At 68.1% G+C, this 16,094-nt stretch carries 14 protein-coding genes; 8 read left to right on the top strand and 6 right to left on the bottom strand.

The window, feature by feature from the left end:
- The first annotated feature begins 67 nt into the window (after positions 1 to 67).
- Positions 68 to 706: a TetR/AcrR family transcriptional regulator gene (locus C4V41_RS33675; RefSeq protein WP_103960020.1), complete on the top strand. Its 639-nt coding sequence runs from the start codon at positions 68 to 70 to the stop codon at positions 704 to 706.
- Here C4V41_RS33675 and C4V41_RS33670 read toward each other — a convergent pair.
- Entirely contained in the window at positions 617 to 1,303 is a 687-nt protein-coding gene (locus C4V41_RS33670; RefSeq protein ID WP_103960019.1) for a response regulator, read from the bottom strand. The two genes, C4V41_RS33675 and C4V41_RS33670, sit on opposite strands and share 90 nt — an antisense overlap.
- On the bottom strand, positions 1,300 to 2,493 hold the full coding sequence (locus C4V41_RS33665) for a sensor histidine kinase (RefSeq protein ID WP_103960018.1): 1,194 nt from the start codon (positions 2,491 to 2,493) through the stop codon (positions 1,300 to 1,302). Before C4V41_RS33665 ends, C4V41_RS33670 begins: the two co-directional genes overlap by 4 nt.
- A 241-nt stretch (positions 2,494 to 2,734) precedes the next feature.
- Between C4V41_RS33665 and C4V41_RS33660 the strand changes: the two genes are divergently transcribed.
- From C4V41_RS33660 to C4V41_RS33650, 3 genes are all read left to right on the top strand, one after another.
- Entirely contained in the window at positions 2,735 to 3,580 is an 846-nt protein-coding gene (locus C4V41_RS33660; protein ID WP_103960017.1) for a CPBP family intramembrane glutamic endopeptidase, read from the top strand.
- A 109-nt stretch (positions 3,581 to 3,689) separates the two neighbouring features.
- Positions 3,690 to 4,100 (top strand): DUF5980 family protein, encoded by a 411-nt coding sequence (locus C4V41_RS33655; protein WP_103960016.1) that lies wholly within the window; start codon positions 3,690 to 3,692, stop codon positions 4,098 to 4,100.
- An 87-nt stretch (positions 4,101 to 4,187) separates the two neighbouring features.
- Complete coding sequence (locus tag C4V41_RS33650; protein WP_103960015.1) at positions 4,188 to 4,685, top strand: hypothetical protein; 498 nt, start codon at positions 4,188 to 4,190, stop codon at positions 4,683 to 4,685.
- Here C4V41_RS33650 and C4V41_RS33645 read toward each other — a convergent pair.
- A complete protein-coding gene (locus C4V41_RS33645) occupies positions 4,664 to 5,614 on the bottom strand; it encodes a DUF418 domain-containing protein (RefSeq protein WP_235030533.1) in 951 nt (316 codons plus the stop codon). The two genes, C4V41_RS33650 and C4V41_RS33645, sit on opposite strands and share 22 nt — an antisense overlap.
- Positions 5,615 to 5,831: 217 nt before the next feature.
- Between C4V41_RS33645 and C4V41_RS33640 the strand changes: the two genes are divergently transcribed.
- A complete protein-coding gene (locus C4V41_RS33640) occupies positions 5,832 to 6,350 on the top strand; it encodes a DUF1772 domain-containing protein (RefSeq protein ID WP_235030532.1) in 519 nt (172 codons plus the stop codon).
- A gap of 370 nt (positions 6,351 to 6,720) precedes the next feature.
- The gene (locus tag C4V41_RS64525; RefSeq protein WP_103960013.1) at positions 6,721 to 6,975 is read left to right on the top strand and encodes a hypothetical protein; all 255 of its coding nucleotides are present in this window, start codon (positions 6,721 to 6,723) and stop codon (positions 6,973 to 6,975) included.
- A gap of 191 nt (positions 6,976 to 7,166) precedes the next feature.
- Here the strand turns inward: C4V41_RS64525 and C4V41_RS33625 are convergent, their stop codons facing one another.
- On the bottom strand, positions 7,167 to 7,817 hold the full coding sequence (locus tag C4V41_RS33625; RefSeq protein WP_103960012.1) for a TetR/AcrR family transcriptional regulator: 651 nt from the start codon (positions 7,815 to 7,817) through the stop codon (positions 7,167 to 7,169).
- A 214-nt stretch (positions 7,818 to 8,031) separates the two neighbouring features.
- Here C4V41_RS33625 and C4V41_RS33620 point away from each other — a divergent pair, with 214 nt between their 5' ends.
- Positions 8,032 to 8,634: a hypothetical protein gene (locus tag C4V41_RS33620; protein WP_146103891.1), complete on the top strand. Its 603-nt coding sequence runs from the start codon at positions 8,032 to 8,034 to the stop codon at positions 8,632 to 8,634.
- 539 nt (positions 8,635 to 9,173) lie between these two features.
- Here the strand turns inward: C4V41_RS33620 and C4V41_RS33615 are convergent.
- Both C4V41_RS33615 and C4V41_RS33605 read right to left on the bottom strand, forming a co-directional pair.
- Positions 9,174 to 9,821, bottom strand: a complete 648-nt coding sequence (locus C4V41_RS33615) for a TetR/AcrR family transcriptional regulator (RefSeq protein ID WP_103960010.1) — start codon at positions 9,819 to 9,821, stop codon at positions 9,174 to 9,176.
- 654 nt (positions 9,822 to 10,475) lie between these two features.
- On the bottom strand, positions 10,476 to 11,999 hold the full coding sequence (locus C4V41_RS33605) for a PQQ-dependent sugar dehydrogenase (protein WP_103960009.1): 1,524 nt from the start codon (positions 11,997 to 11,999) through the stop codon (positions 10,476 to 10,478).
- A 775-nt stretch (positions 12,000 to 12,774) separates the two neighbouring features.
- Between C4V41_RS33605 and C4V41_RS33600 the strand changes: the two genes are divergently transcribed.
- Complete coding sequence (locus C4V41_RS33600; protein WP_200824415.1) at positions 12,775 to 16,059, top strand: amidohydrolase family protein; 3,285 nt, start codon at positions 12,775 to 12,777, stop codon at positions 16,057 to 16,059.
- Positions 16,060 to 16,094 lie beyond the last annotated feature (35 nt).

Raw genomic sequence — 16,094 nt, 5'->3', positions numbered from 1 at the left:
GCCCCGCTTCGATTCCGAACGATACGGAACGCGCGCCCCGCTTGTCCAGTAGATCAGGAAGCCGTTCATGACCGACCCGAAGCCGCTGCGCGCGGACGCCCGCCGCAACCGCGCCCGCATCCTCGAAGCCGCACAGGCCGCCTTCGCCGCCGAAGGCCTCGCGGTGCCCCTCGACGAGATCGCCCGCCGCGCGGACGTCGGAGCGGGCACCGTTTACCGGCATTTCCCCACCAAAGAGGCGCTGTTCGAGACGGTGATCCAGGACAGGCTCCGGCAACTCGCCGAGGACGCCCGCACGCCGGCCGAAACCCAGGATCCCGGAGAGGCGTTCTTCGCCTTCCTCGCGCGGATCGTCGACCAGGCGATGTTCAACAAGGCGATCTGCGACGCCTTGGAGGCATCGGGGTCACCGCCCGACGTCTCGGTCCGCACCAAGCAGGACATCTGGGACGCCATGGCCGTCCTCATGGCCAAGGCCCAGCGGGCGGGCACCGTCCGCGCCGATCTGCGCCCGGCCGACCTGCGGTCCGTGGTCTCCGGAGCGCTGGCGATGGAACGGCACGCCCAGGACCGCCCGCCGGGCCGGATGACCAGACTGTTGCTGGATGCCCTGCGCTCAGCCCGTACCGGAGACGAGTCCCACTTGGTAGGCGAGGACGACCGCCTGGACGCGGTCCCGCAGGTGGAGCTTCGTGAGGATGCGTGACACGTAGGTTTTGACGGTCTCGGTGGTGATGAACAGCTTCGCGGCGATCTCCACGTTCGACAGGCCGGCGGCGATCTGTTCGAGCACCTCCAGCTCGCGGGGGGTCAGCGCCCGTACGACCTTCTCCCTGGCCGGCCTGTCGGAGGGGCGGAGGCGGTCGGCGAAACGGCCGATGAGGGTGCGGGTGACGGCGGGGGCCAGCAGGGAGTCGCCGCGGGCGATGGTACGCACGCCGTTGACCAGCTCCGCCGGTGGCGCGTCCTTGAGCAGGAAGCCGCCGGCCCCGGCCTTGAGCGCTTCGTAGACGTACTCGTCGACGTTGAACGTCGTCACGACCAGCACCTTCGCCGGTGCTTCCGCGCCGGGGCCGGCCAGTTGGCGGGTGGCCTCGATGCCGTCCAGGATGGGCATCCGGATGTCCATCACGACCACGTCCGGGCGCAGCCGCCGCGCCTCTTCGACCGCCGCGCGGCCGTCCGCGGCCTCCCCGACCACGTCCATGTCGGGCTGGGCGGAGAAGATGGTGAGGTAGCCGGTCCGCACCAGCTCCTGGTCCTCGCAGATGAGAACCTTGATCGGGGTGGTGTTGCCGGTCATGTGTCGCTCCTGGAGGGGATCACGGCGCGGACGCTGAACCCGCCGTCGGGCCGGCTCGTGGCGACCAGTTCGCCGTCGAGCATGCGCAGCCGCTGACACAGCCCGTCCAGGCCACGCCCGCTCGACGGTAAGACGGGCCTGTCGCCGGTCACCTCTCCGGACGGTGCTACGAGCCCGTCGTTGATCACTTCGATGGTGATGTGGTCGGCGTGGTGGTGCACCGTGACCGTCGTGCGCCGTCCCGTCGCGTGTTTCATCGCGTTGGTGAGCGCCTCCTGGACCACCCGGTAGGCGGCCAGCTCCACGTCCACCGCCTGCGGCCGCTGCTCGCCGTGCTCGGTCAGCACGACGGGCAGGCCGGACAGGCGGGCCTGCTCGACCAGGTCGGCGATCCTGCCCAGCGTCGGCGTACGGCCCGCGGGGGTGGATTCGCCGGTGGCCTCCAGCACGCCGAGCAGGTGCCGCAGCTCCGTCAGCGCCCGCCGGCCGGTGTCGCTAATGGCGGCGAGCCCGGTCCCGGCGCGGTCCGGCGCCGTCCCGACCACGAACTGGGCCGCGTCGGCCTGGACCACCATGGCCGTCACATGATGTGTGACCACGTCATGCAGTTCGCGGGCGATGCGTGCCCGTTCGGCGGCCCTGGCCACGTCCGCGCTGAGCCGCCGCCGCTCGGCCTCCTCCGCCCGCCACCGGCGCATCCCCACGCCAGCCATCCAGATCACCACCAATGTCAGGTAGAACGTGAAGAAGTTCTGGAGCGAAACGGGCGACCCCAGGCCGTACAGAATGATCACCAGGACGACATAGCCCACGGTCGACACCGCGGCGACAGCGGGGCGGAACCGGACCTGATGGGCACCGGCCGCGTACACCGCCAAATAGAGCCCGATGCTGGCGAGCGTCATCGGATAGGACAGCGCCTGATGAGCCGCGAAGGCGCTGCCGACGATCGCCAGGCAGGCCGCGGGCCATCGGCTGCGCACGGCCAGCGGTGCGGACTGTGCCAAGGTCAGTGCCACCGCCAGTGCGTCGAGCGGGCGCTCGGGCAGGTCGCTGAGCTCCGCCGACACGGCGGACAGCGCCGGTACGAACGCCAGCAGCGTGAGCACCGCCGCGAGCGCGCTGTCCTTGGCGAAAGCGGAGTGGGTGCGCCATGAGCCCGGCCAGGAGCGGACAGAACGGGCGAACATCGGCCAAGCCTAACGACGGGCCGGGCGGGTGTTCGGTGTTCATGGTCGCCCTCCGTGGATGGTGTCGGCCGCAGGGGCAACGTTATGAGTGCGGCGAGGGGTGACGAATCACCAGAAAGAGGACGGTTTCCATCCCCCGTGAGAGCTACCCAGGATGTCCGTTCCAGTGGGATGGCATGGCTCGGCCCGCTCCCTAATCTCCTTGGTGCCGCAGAAGACCATCCCATCGGAAGGACCCATCATGACTGCGCCCACGGACCACCAGCTCTCCGCCAGGCGACGCCGGTTGCGCACGTTCCGGTTTCCCGTGCTGCTGGTCGCGATGTTCGGTGTGATGGTGGTGGCCGTCGGGATCAACCAGCTCGTTTCCCCTGTCCCGGTTCTCGCGCTGCCCGTGGGGATCGGCCTGGCCGTCGCCACCGTGGCCTGCTACCGGTGGCTGTCGCGAACCGTCGAACTCCGTACCGAGATCCCCGAACTCGACCAGGCGTGGCCTCGGATGTGGCGCGGGGCGCTGCTCGGGTTCGGCCTGTTCGCCACGTTGATGCTGCTGATCGCGATGTTCGGCGGCCTGCGGAGCCTGTCCTGGGGCTCCTTCGGCGGGTTCGTCGGTACGGCCGGCATGATGATGAGTGTCGCGGTCGCCGAAGAACTCCTGTTTCGCGGGGTGCTGTTCCGCATCATGGAGGAACGTACCGGCACGGTGATCGCCCTGGTCGTGTCATCGGCGCTGTTCGGCGCGACGCACCTGGTCAACGCCAACGCCACGGTGTGGGGCACGCTCTCGCTCGCGTTGACGGGCGGGACCATGCTGGCCGCCGCGTACGTCGCGACCCGCTCGCTCTGGTTGCCGATCGGCGTGCACTTCGCCTGGAACTTCACCCATGCCGGCATCTTCGGCGTCGTGCTCTCCGGGTCGGACGTGCCGCCCCACGGCCTGCTGAACGCCACATTGTCCGGTCCGTCCGTGCTGACCGGTGGCACGTTCGGGCCCGAGGCGAGCCTGTTCGCCCTGCTGGTCTGCCTGGTTCCCACCGTTCTCCTGCTGCGGCGGGCCGCCCGTGACGGCCGGATCCGGCGCCGCTGAATTTCGCGGTTTGCCGCCACGTGGAAAGCCGCCTTCTCGCCGAGATCGAGAGCGTCGACAATCACGCCGGGACGCCCAAAAATCAACGTCCGGGATTCGGGAGGCATTCATGAAATCGACCCTCCAGCGCGCCGCCGGGCTGCTGCTCGGACTGGCTTTGGTGCTGGTCGGCGTCTTACCCACGCCGGCCGCGGCGACGACGTGGGAGCTGCGCGATGTCGAGCAACGGATGTGCGTCACGTCCGACTTCGGCCATCCCAACACGTACTTCGTGGCACCGGTATTCGGAAGCTGGACGACGACCATCCGGACCGGAATACAGAAGATGCCGCCCGGTTCGAGCAGTTTGGGCGGCAGCGTGATCCCGCCCGGATCGAATTACGGTTCGGTCATCATCGGCTTCGTCCATATCTCCATAGCGCCGGCTCCGGTCGGGGTGTACATCGCGGAAGTGTGGGCCTCGGACGGCGTGGTCACCCAGACCGTTCCGGTCCGGATCAACGTGCAGGTGAGGTGCTGACGCTTCGGCGGGAACCCCTCCCGGGGGTGGCGGTTACCGTGACGACATGGTGATCGCCACCCCCTGTCAGTGCCACCGAGCTGGGCGATGGACTCGCTGACCTGGGCCCAAGGCTCGTTCCCGGCCGTTTCGCCATGGGCGCGCGGCTGCGGCTGCGCCTGGGGAATGTTCGCCGGCGGTTTGGTGGCGCTGGTTCTCTTCTTCGGTCTGGGGCTGACGTGGTGGTGGGGCGTCGCGGCGTGGGCGGCGGTCTTCGTTCTCGGCATGATGGCCGGCCGTTCTCTCGGCCGGCTCGCGGTGGACCGTGCGGAGTTCACCCGGTCCGAAGTTCGCCTGACCAACTCGACTTCCACTTTCACCGTGGACATCGCCCAGGTGATGGACATCGGCATTTCACACTGGGGTGATGGCGCCGAGAATCGGCTGACGCCGCTTCATATGCGTTTCGGAAAGTCGTACCGCGTGGTCAAGACCGTGAGCGTCTCGAACCTGCATGACCCCACTCTGGCTTCTAATCTGGATCAGCTCCTAGGGCCCGGAATTCCCATTCAGGAAAGCACCACTCATCCGGTGCGGGGCTCCTGAACTTTCCTGATCGGCATGATCCGCCACCAGGTGCCGCACCGCCACACCCATTCGAGGGGCCCGTACCGGAACCGGCCCAGCCACCACGCGCTGAACGCGGCCTGCGCGACGATGATCGCGGCGGCGAGCGGGAAGACCAGGCCGTACGAGGTCGACTCCGTCAGCCCCAGAGGTCCCAGGGTCAGCAGGATGAGCGGGGTGGCGATCACGTAGTTCGTCAGGGCCATCCGTCCGAGGGGGGCCAGCGCCCGGGAGACGGCCGCTCCGGCGCGGGTCCGCAGCACCAGCAGCAGGCCGCCGATGTAGGCCGTGGCGGCGGACAGTCCCGCGACCGCGGCGATCGGCGCGCCGTACCCGAAGGTGCGGTCCTGGAGCGGCACGTTCAGGTACCACAGCGTCAGGGGTACGGCGAGCGCCAGCCCGGTCACCAGGAGCCCGGCGAGCATTCCGGGACGCCGTTCCATGTCGCGCACCAGCCCGAAGCGGGCGGCGGCCATGCCGAGCAGGAACAGCCCCGGGATCATGAGCGTCCCGCCTCCGGTCACCGCCAGCGCGCCCACCGTGCCGACGACGCCGAACCCGAGCACCATGGCGCGCGGTACGTAGGAGGCCGGTAGCAGGAACAGTGTCCCGAATATGGCGTAGGGGAGCAGCGCCTCGCCCGGTTGCGCCTGGTGGTGCAGGAACCCGAAGGCGGCCAGGATGAGCAGCCTTCGCAGCAGCGCCGGCCTCGGGCGTTTGTTCCGTTGATGGGCGGACTCGAGGAAGATCGCGAACCCGATGCCGAACAGGAACGAGAAGATCGGGAAGAAGCGCTGGCGGAAGCCTATGTCGACGATCAGGCCGGCCGTGTTGGCGTGGAAGTCGTACATGTGGGCGAGCTGGGTGATGTTGACGACGAGAATGCCGCCGAGCGCGAACCCGCGCACTGCGTCCAGCGCCTGGATGCGCGGTGGTGCTGGTCTTGGCGGCAGTGTCGGTGTCGGTGTCGGTGTCGGGGGAGGCATGTGTAGCAGCTTGCCGGTTTTCGGCACTGCTCAAATCATCTTTTCGGCCGGTATTCGGCTTGCTGTCGAGCATATTGACTAGATATACCTCTAATGAAATAGTCTGATTCCAGTGAATTTGACGTTTGGGGGAGGGAGCGTGGTGTCCGTGGTTTTCGCCGCGTCCAGGATGGTCGCGTTGCTGCTGGTCGGCCTGTACGCGGGCGGTGTCCTCTTCGCGGTGCTCGCCCCGTCCGTGGGCCGGATGCCGGGACCCGCGTACGTCAGGTACTGGCAGGCGCTCAATGTGGATTACGGCCGCGCCATGCCACCACTGCTGCTGGCCGCCATCGTGACGCTGGTCGCCGTGTCGGTCCTGTCGTGGCGTCGCGGCTGGCTCGTCTTCGGCTTCAGCCTGGTCGCCCTGATCCTGGTGGTCCTCACGGTCGCCCTCACTCTGGCGGGCATGGAACCGCTCAACCGGATCGCGGACACCTGGAACCCCGACCACCTGCCCGCCGACTGGGAGGAGAGCCGTCAACGGTGGTTCAACCTGCACCTCGTTCGAACGGTGCTGGCTTTGGCGGCGTTCGCCTGCCTGATCACCGCCCAAGGCCTCGACCGGGGCGAGCCTGCGCCGGATCGCCTGGTGTCGGTTGGCGTTGAAGGGCGGCGATGAGGAAATGACCACCCGACCGCCCATCCCCGCCCTCACCCTGGCCCTGGCCACGGCCCTGCTCATCGGTTGCGGATCACCGTCCGCTGGGCCGTCCACTGGGCCGTCCACTGGGCCGTCCACTGGGCCGTCCACTGGGCTGGCCACCGAGCCGACTACCGAGCAGGCCGTCGGGCCATCCACTGACCAGCCGCGAGCGGTGTCGGACGGGTGCCCGCTCACCCCGCAGGCCCTCGCTGAAGCCACCTCCTTGCGATGGGAACTGACGGAGAGACGCGATGAGCACCCGCTGGAGACGGCAGAGTCGATCAAGGCGACGATCTGCCTCTACACGGCGGCCGACGCCCCGCAGGAAGGCTCCGATCCACTGACAATGCGGGTCGACCTGGTCGAGGGCGCGGACGCCGCCACCATCAGAAAGACCTTCACCGACACCTGCACCGAGAACGGCGGCAACGTCCGGGATTCGTCCGGGTCGAAGGTCTGCGACAGGAACGGTTCGGTCGTGGAAGGCCTGACCGGCACCGGGGATCGGGCAATCAACATCTACTGGGTCAACGCCGACACCTCAACGGCCACCCAGTTCACCCCGATCTTCGGCCAGATCCTCGCAGCGATCCTCGATTAACGGCGCCAGGTGTCCTTGACCTGGACAACCCTTCGCCCAGCACGGAAGCCGGCGCCAAAGCCGGCAGGCATCGATCGCGGCTACGCGGGCCCATGGCGAACACGTACAGAACAGAAGCCCTCGGCCGGTTCGAACCGACACCCTACGAATGCTGCGACGAGGACCGGGCGACCGCGCACCTCGGGCCTCGGTTAGGAAGTCCGCTTGCCCGCCCGCAAGATGGCGTTGAGCGCGTCGGCCGGCGGCGGTGGTACGGGCAGCGCCGGCCGCTCAGTTGCCCGGAAACCGTCGAGAATGAGGGCGAGATACCGTCGCCAAAGTTCGGGACTGGTCGCGCGACTCATCTCGAAGGCGGGCCCAAGGAGGGCAAAGATCGCGGCGATGTCCTGGGCAGCGGCATCAGCGCGAATCACCCCGGCGCGATGGGCGCGCTCGTACAACTCGGTGACCGCAGCAACGATCTCAGGCCAGATACGCGCCTGCTCTTCGTGGTCGCCCCGACCGGAGAGACTCTCATAAAGCCCGCGATCAGCAGCCTGGCGTGCGGCGGCCCGCTCGAAGAACACGACAAGGCCCGCCCACGGATCCTCAACCTCAAGCGCGGCCCTCGCATCGGCGAGGATCCGCTCGGTCGCCTCGCTGAGCACCTCAGCCGCGAGCGCCTGCTTGTTGGGAAAGTTCCGGTACGCCGTCCCGGTTCCAAGCCCCGCATGCCGAGCGATGTCATCAAGGGTGGCGCTGAAGCCCCGTTCGGCGAAGACCTGCCGCGCGGCCGTGATCAGAAGCTCCCGGTTGCGCAGCGAATCCTTACGCGTACTCCTGGCCGCGGCGCTGTCCTTCACCGACCGATCTTCTCATTCCAGACCCCGGACTCAGAGTCCCCCGTGGTCGATGAGGTTCTGACAACAGCCGACCACGCTCTCCGAAGCGGGACGCGGCATCCAGCCGAGCCTGTAGGCCGGCAACTTCGTGCTGTGGACTCTTCTTTGACGCTAACACCAAAGCGGAGATCTCATCTCCGGTAACCAATTCGCTTTGTCCGGCATCCAACGCAGCATGATGATCGCGACGCTTTCCTTGGTGCTGGCCCTTTCCCCGGTGACGGTGACCGAGATCCCGAAGAACTTCCTGCTCACCGAACCCGCCGCGCGCAAGAAGCTAGCCCCCCATCTGGCGGAGGAGCAGGGCTACCAAATCAGCGACAAGCTCACCAAGCCGCTGGACCTGGACCCGTGCGACAACCGGCGCGCCGTCGATGGCGGCCGAGTGGCGGCCCGCACGATCACGCGGTGGACCAGCGCCCCCAGCGGCTCCTCCGAACAGCTCATCATCTACAAGAGCCCCCGTGCCGCCCATTCCGCGCTCACCCGGCTGCGCGCCGAGGTCAAGCGGTGCGCGCGCAAGGGAGATCCGTCGGCGCCCGACCTTGAGATCCGGTGGCGTATGAACAAGGCCAAGGTAGGGGACGAAGCCGTCGGCATGGGCTATCAGACCTGGCAGGACGGCCACACGTACCAGACGGTCACCGGCATCGTCGCGCGCAAGGGCAGCGCACTGATGATCTACACGACCGACGAGGGCATGTACAACCCCGGCAAGCTGACCAAGGACGCCAGAAGGATGGCCGCCAAGGTCTGCAAGCTCCCTGGCGTCTGCTGACCGATTGCAGGGACCCTAGGAAGGCGGGCACCAGAGCAGCCGTTCCCAGCGCTGACGGCGGTGACACCGGCGGGGTGAAGACGCGCGGCGGTACGACGACGGTTAGCGGCGCATGGCGGCGCCGGTAGTGGTGGTGACGGGGCGGGCCGTGGTGGCGAGGGGTGGCGGTTGCGGCCGTGACGGTGGCCAGATCATGGTGACAGACGCGACGGGGCGGGCAGCGGCGCGCGGTGAGTGTGGCGCGTGACGATGGCGATGGTGCCGGCGGAGCGTCTTGGGTGGTGGGTGGAGCGGTGTGATGGGCGGCGGCCGCGGCGCGTGGAGGGAAGTGGCGTGTGGAGGGAAGTGGCGCGTGACGGTGCGGCGTCATGATGGCGGGCAGGGGCGCATGGTGGCGGTGGTGAGCCGTGGTGATGGCGGGCAGGGGCGCATGGTGATGGTGGTGAGCCGTGGTGATGGTGGCGGTTACGGCATGACGGCGGGTTGCGGATGGTGCGATGGCGGTGGGGTCGGCCTGGGGCGGTTGCCTGGCCGGTGCCCTACTGCGGTCGGCGTAGTCCTGCGATGAGCAGTTCCACCAGTCGGCGTGCGTCGTACCGGGGACTGTTGCCGGCGCCCGCGCATAGACCTCCGACGCCGCGCATGAGTTCGTAGGGGTCCAGGCCGGTGTGGATTTCGCCCGCTTCGGCTGCGGCGTTGAGGAGTTGGGCGCACACGGGCTCGAGGCGGTCGAGGAAGTAGGAGTGCAGGGGGTCGAAGCAGGGGTCGTCGGACTGCAGTACGGCGGCGAGTCCGTGTTTGGTGACCAGGAAATCGACGAAGAGGTCGATCCATCGCCCGAGCGCCGCGTGCGGAGTCGAGCTGGCCGCCAGCAGGGCGGGGCCTGCTTCGGCGAGGGCCTCGACCTGGTGCCGGTAGACGGCGATGATGAGGTCCGCTCGCGTTGGGAAGTGGCGGTAGATCGTGGCCGTCCCGACGCCGGCCTTGGTCGCGATGTCGCGGATCGGGGCTTCCACCCCTGACGTGACGAAGATCGTGGCGGCCGCGTTGAGCAGGGTCTCCTCGTTGCGTCGCGCGTCCGCCCGCTTGGGCCGGGTTGTACGCCCCGCGCCCCGCTGGTTGTTGTCCGCCGGGTCTGCCCGCTTGGGTTGAGGCGGACGCCTTGCGGCTCGATTGGTGTCGTTCATCGTGTCGGCTCGCTCGGGTTGGGTGGATGCTCCGCGCCTGGGTTGCTGTCGTTCGCCGTGTTCATCCGCTCGGGCCGGGCTCGGTGGGCGGCTTGATCGAAGTCGCATTGCCGCGGCCGGGCACCCCTTCGGCGGTCAGACAACCGGCAGTCTCTTGGGGTTGCGCATACTGGAACCGGCAGGTCAGGGAGAGAACATGTCCGATGCGCTGTGCCGCTTGCCACGGCCGGGCGAGGTGGAGCCGATCTGACGCCGTTCGCGGCTGAGCACTTTCCCTTTCTGGATCCGAGCTTTGCGGACATGGCCACTCCGGCTCTTGTCGTGGCGGGGGATCGGGACCAGTCCGTCCTGACGGCGCGAGGGCCGGACTGGTCCGCTGACCCGTACCTGCTGAGCCCGGGAAGCAAGAGCCTGCTGACCTTGTACGGGCGGAGCATTCGCTTGGTGAATCCCGGGCTATGAGGTCAAGGAGATAACGGATGGGAACGCTGAACGGGTCGCCCTGATTTCAGGGTCTCACTTGGGCCTACCTTCGTGATGCACTCGACATTGAGCGGAAGGCCATGCCTGACCCGCTGGGTCGAATCGAATCCAAATGAGGGGCGGACTCCGGTCAGGATCGAATCCCGGTGAGGGTCGTTTTCAAATGGTCGGTCAGCGTGTGACGGCGCAGGTGTCTCTGTTGAGGGTGATCCGGCTTGGCAGGGAGGCGTCGCCCGTGTGGCTGGCGAGGTAACCCATGGTAACGCTGCCGCCAGGGGCGATGGAGCCGTTGTGGTCGGCGTTGGCCGCGATCACCATGTCGCCGCTCTGCGTGAGGTTGGTGTTCCAGTCCGAGATGACGCTCTGGCCTCGGGCGAGCGGGAACCTGGCGGTCCAGCCGTTGATCGGGGCGGTGCCGGTGTTGGTGATGGTGAGGTCGACGGTCATGCCGGTGCCCCAGGTCCGCGTTGTGTACTTGATGTGGCAGGTCGGCTTCGCCCGTTCGAACGAGACGCGGTGCAGGCTGCCGGGCAGGTCGTTGACGACGTAGAGCTCGCCCGCCGGCGTGACGCCGAACGCGGTGACCTGCGTGGGCGTCTGGCCGAGCTCGGCCGCCGTGTAACCGCCCGACGCGTTCTGGCGCAGCGCCCACACGGTGGAGTAGCAGTAGTCGGTGGCGATGTAGGTGCCGCCGACCAGGTCGGCGTACTGCTTGCCGCGATACACCTGCCCGCCGATGACCGCGCAGCCGCCGGTGTGCGGGGAGTAGGTGAAGACGGGCTTGGTGTACGTGGCGTCGGACCGGCACTGCGTCTGGTCGAACACCTCCAGCCCTTCGTAGCAGGACCAGCCCAGGTTCGCGCCGGCCTGCCGTCCGGTCGGGAGGTGGTTGATCTCCTCCCACCTGCCCTGGCCGACGTCGCCGATCCACATCGAGCCGTTCGCGGGGTCGACGGAGAAGCGCCAGGGGTTGCGGCCGCCGTACATCCATATTTCGCCCCTCGCCCCCGCGACGCCGGCGAACGGGTTGTCCCTGGGAATGCAGTAGGCCAGGGCGCCGCAGCTCCGGCTGACATCGACACGCAGGATCTTGCCCAACAGGGTGTCGAGGCGCTGGCCGGTGTCGAAGGGGTCGCCGGCGCCGCCGCCGTCGCCGATGCTCATGTACAGGTTGCCGTCGGTGCCGAAGGTGATCTGGCCGCCGTTGTGGTTGCTGTGCTCGGAGTGTGCCTGGGAGAGCAGGGGTTCGAGGCGCGCGTCGTCCAGCCGGTACCGGGCCAGGGTCACCGCGCCATCCGGCAGTGCGGTGTACGCCAGGTACAGGTCCTGACTTGTGGCGAAATCGGGGGAGAGGGCGATGCCGAGCAGCCCTCGCTCGTTGCCGGATTCGTCCACCGATGCCGTGATGTCGATGATCGGGGTCTGTTCGAGGCCGGTGTCCGGGTGGTAGACGCGTATGGTTCCGCGCTTCTCGGTGATGAAGAGCCGGTTCGTCCCATCGTCGGGTGCGGCGATGGCGGTGGGGCGGCGTAACCCGAAGGCGACTTGGGTGGTGGTCGCGTTGATCTCTTCCAGCGGTACGTCGGAGGCTGCCCGCGTGGAGGCGGCGGCCGGCTGGGTGAGTGCGCTCACGGGGGCGAGAAGTGGCAGGGACAAGGCGAGCAGCACGGGGGCTGCCCAGCGTTTTCCTGGCATGTCGGGCTCCAGAGGCGGGACTTCGGTGGGTTCGGGTTCCCGGATCGAGGTTGCGGTGGGTTCGGGTTCCTCGGATCGAGGGTTGTGCTGGCTGGGTCGGGTTTCCCGGGTCGAGGTCGCGTTGGGCCGGGGTTCCCGGGTTGGGCTCGGGCGGGTTCGGGTTTCTGGACCGGGGTACGCGTGGCGCGCCCGGCCCGGTCGCGTTCCGCTCTGGTGCGAGCGAAGTATGGTGCCGATCGGGCGGATTCCGTGCTCTGACGTGTCCGATCGGACGGTATAGGTTCGCCCGCTGTCGCAACCAGGGCCGCCCGTCGCAGGAAGCGGTACCCGTGACTCACTTCGCCTCTGACCGGCGGTGATACGAGAGTGCTTCGGCCAGGCCCGCCGCTGGGCCATGAAACGTACATTGTGGACGATGTTCGTCGTCGTTCAGGTGCCCGCCCAGCTTCGTCTGGTGCAGGGCACCGGCCGCCAGGGCATCGGACGGCGTTGACCAGCCGGTCGGCTGTATCGCGGATGGTGTTGTCGGGCGCGTGCAGGGTCGCGGTGCCACGGTGCTGCTGTGTACCGACTGGGCCCCGTGCCGTTGGTGTTGAGGTGCTGCTGTGCGCCGACCGGGTCCGTGTCGTGGTGGTGGTCGTTTGCTTCGGCTTCGTTATCGCCCTCGCGGACGGTTTGTGCCGGTCGATCTTCTTGGAGGGCCCTTGACCGATCTTCTTGACCGACGTATGTACAGCGTATGCAGGGATCTGAGTCAAGGCGTGATTCCGGATCGTTGTCCCGCCGGGCGGTTCTGGCGGGTGGTGCTGGTGCCGCGTTCGCCGTGGCGGCCGCCCCCATCACGGGCTCCCCAGCGGTGGCCGATGTGGCGGGCGGCAGGGTCGCCGTTGCGGCGGGCGTTGGCAGGACCTCCGTTACGTCCGGGACCGGCTTTGCTGTCGCGCCCTCGCCCGACGGCCGTCGGCTCGCCCTCGACCTGCTCGGTGTCCTCTGGGTCTGCTCCGCCTCCGGTGGCACCGCTCGGCGGCTCACCAGCGATCTGTACGACATCGCTCAGCCCGACTGGGCCCCGGACGGCTCCGCCATCGTGTTCCAGTCGTACCGGGACGGTGTCTTCAACTTGTGGACGATTCGGCCCGACGGGTCTGCGATCACGCGGCTGACCACCGGCCCGTTTGATCACCGTGAGCCTCGGTACAGTCCGGACGGCCGTACCATCGCCTACTCGTCCGACGCCGGTGGCAGTTACGGGATCCACCTGCTGGATGTCGCCACCGGAGCGAGCCGTGTTCTGACGGACACCTCCAGCGAGGAGTATGAGCCGGCCTGGTCGCCCGACGGGGCCAAGGTCGCGTTCGTTGTCGCTGACACCAGGATCGACGTGCTCGATGTCGCCACCGGCGCGCGCAGCACCGTGGTCACGGTTCCCGCGGGTCAGGTCATCCACCAGCCGTCCTGGCTGCCGAACGGGACCGACCTCGCTTACCACCTCTTCCACGCAGGCGCGAACGACCTGGTGAGCACCGCGGGCACCCTCGTCACAGGTGAAGTGGTCTTCCCGTTCCGGGCCAGGTTCGTCCCGGGCGGACGTTACTTCTACACCTCCGCCGGCAGGATCCGGACCCGCCGTCTCGGTTCTACGTCCGCTAGCACGTCCGGTGGCGCGCCCGCCAGCACGTCCGGTGGCGCCAGCGCGTTCGCCAGCACGTCTGCCAGCGCGTTCGCCAGCACGCCCGGTGGCGCGTTCGCCAGCGTGTCTGCCAGCGCGTCCGGTGGCCCGTCTGCCGGGACCGTTGGCTTTACGGCCGCGTTGACCACGACGACCCCGAAGTACAAGAAAAGCGCGCGTGTGTTCGATGCGCCCGGGTCGTTCCCCGTTGTCGGAATCGGTAGCCCGGTCGTGTCGCCGGACGGGTCCACCGTTGCGTTTCGTGCGCTCAACGACATCTATACGATGCGCATCGGTGGCGATCCGGAACCGCTGTTCCGTGACCGGTGGTGGAAGGCCGACCCGGATTTCTCCCCGGACGGGCGGCAACTGGCCTACGTCACCGACCGTACCGGCACGCTCAACATCTGGGTTCGCGACCTGGGCACGGGCACCGACCGGCAGTTGACCCGGCTCACCGACTCCGCCGCGCTGTCGGTTCGGTGGTCACCTGACGGGACGGAGATCGCCTACCTGGATCAGGACGGCGCTCTGTGGGTGCTGGACGTCGCCACCGGTGATCTCCAGAAGGTTTTCAACGCCACCTTCGAACCGGGACGGCCGACCTGGTCGCCGGACGGCAGGACGATCGCGCTGGCCGCGGTCGTGCCGTACTCCCGACGTTACCGTGAGGGTCTGTCCAAGATCCTGCTCGTCGACAGGGCCACCGGCGCCGGCACTTACGTCGACCCCGCGCCGCACCGGTCCCTGCAGACCCGTGGTGATGACGGCCCGGTCTGGTCGCCGGACGGCACGATGCTCGCCTTCGCCATGGAGTCGCTGCTGTGGGTCCTGCCGGTCGATCGGACCGGGCGGCCCACCGGCCGCGCCCGCCAGGTCACCCGCGAGGTGTCCGACGCGCCCGTCTGGGCCGGTGACTCCGCCACTCTTCTTTATCTGAGCGGTGGCCGCCTGAAGAGCGTACGCGTCGGTGGCGGGCCCACCCGCACCATTCCGGTTCGGCTGACCTGGCGCAATGACCGTGGCCCCGAACAGGTCGTCGTCCATGCCGGGCGTATGTGGGACGGTGTCTCGGCCACCGTCGCCCGTGACGTCGACATCATCGTACGAGGTCAGCGCATCGCCGCCGTCGAACCCCACCGGGACGGACGGCCCGGCACCCTGGTCGACGCCCGCGACAGGTTCGTCATGCCCGGCCTGATCGACATCCACCACCACCGCGAGATGCAGGGCTACGCCTACGGATCGCGGCAGGGCCCGCTGTGGCTCGCCCTCGGCATCACCACGACGCGCTCGCCCGGCTCGCCCGCGTACCACATGGTCGAGGAGCGCGAGTCGGTGCAGTCCGGCGCCCGGCTCGCACCGCGTTATCTGGGCACCGGCGAAGCCATCGACGGGGCGCGCATCTACTACAACTTCATGCGCCCGACGTTCTCGCACGAGCAACTGCGGCTCGAACTCGACCGGGCCGCCAGTCTCGATTACGACCTGCTGAAGTGTTATGTGAGACTGCCGGTCATCTGGCACAAGGAGGTCATCGACTGGTCCCACCGGCAGGGCAAACCGGTCAGCTCGCACTACCACTACCCGGCGATCGCCATGGGCGGCGACCAGACCGAGCACGTCGGCGCCACCAGCCGGTTCGGCTATTCGCGCACCGTCACGAATGTGGGCTCCGCGTACTCGGACGTCATCTCCATGTTCAACGCGTCGAAGATGGCCAGGACCCCCACCCTGTTCAACTCCACCGTCCTCTACCGGGACGACACTTCGCTGGTCAACGATGAACGAGTTCGCCGGCTCTACCCGAACTGGCGGATGGCGCAGCTTCGGGCAACGGTCAACACGGCGCAGACCGCCGACCCGGCGGCGGTCCGGGTGATCACCACGAACCTGAGCAATCAGGTTGCGCAGCTCGCGGCCATGATCCGTGGTGGTGGCGTGGTCACCGCCGGCACCGACGCGCCGATCGATCACCTCGGGATCAGTCTGCACATGAACCTGCGGGCCATGGTGAAGTACGGCCTGACGCCGTTGGAGGCGCTCATCTCCGCGACCAGTACGTCGGGGGCCTACCTTGGTCAGCCGTTGGGCAGGATCGGTAAGGGGATGTACGCCGACCTGGCCATCGTTGATGGTGATCCGCTGTCCCGTATCGAGGATGCGGCGAAGGTCACGGCCGTTGTCGTCGGCGGTAGGCATCACACCGTCGAGGGGCTTCTCGCACCGTACCCGTCTGCCGGCAGCACCGACCAGCCCGCCCCGGTGGCCTCCGCGCCCTCCGGGAGGGTCCGGGACCGCGTCCCGGTTCACGCGAGCACCGCCGGGCACTGGTGGAACGACCCCGCTGAGTTGGGTAAGGCCCGCAGCGCCTGTTGTGACGACCACTAGGCAAGCAGGTCCTCCCACCACACTTCGGCTGGGGT

It is taken from the genome of Nonomuraea solani, assembly GCF_900108335.1.
Classification (GTDB): Bacteria; Actinomycetota; Actinomycetes; order Streptosporangiales; family Streptosporangiaceae; genus Nonomuraea; species Nonomuraea solani.
The sequence above is the reverse complement of the archived record's forward strand: the minus strand, read 5'-3'. Positions and strand labels throughout refer to the sequence as shown.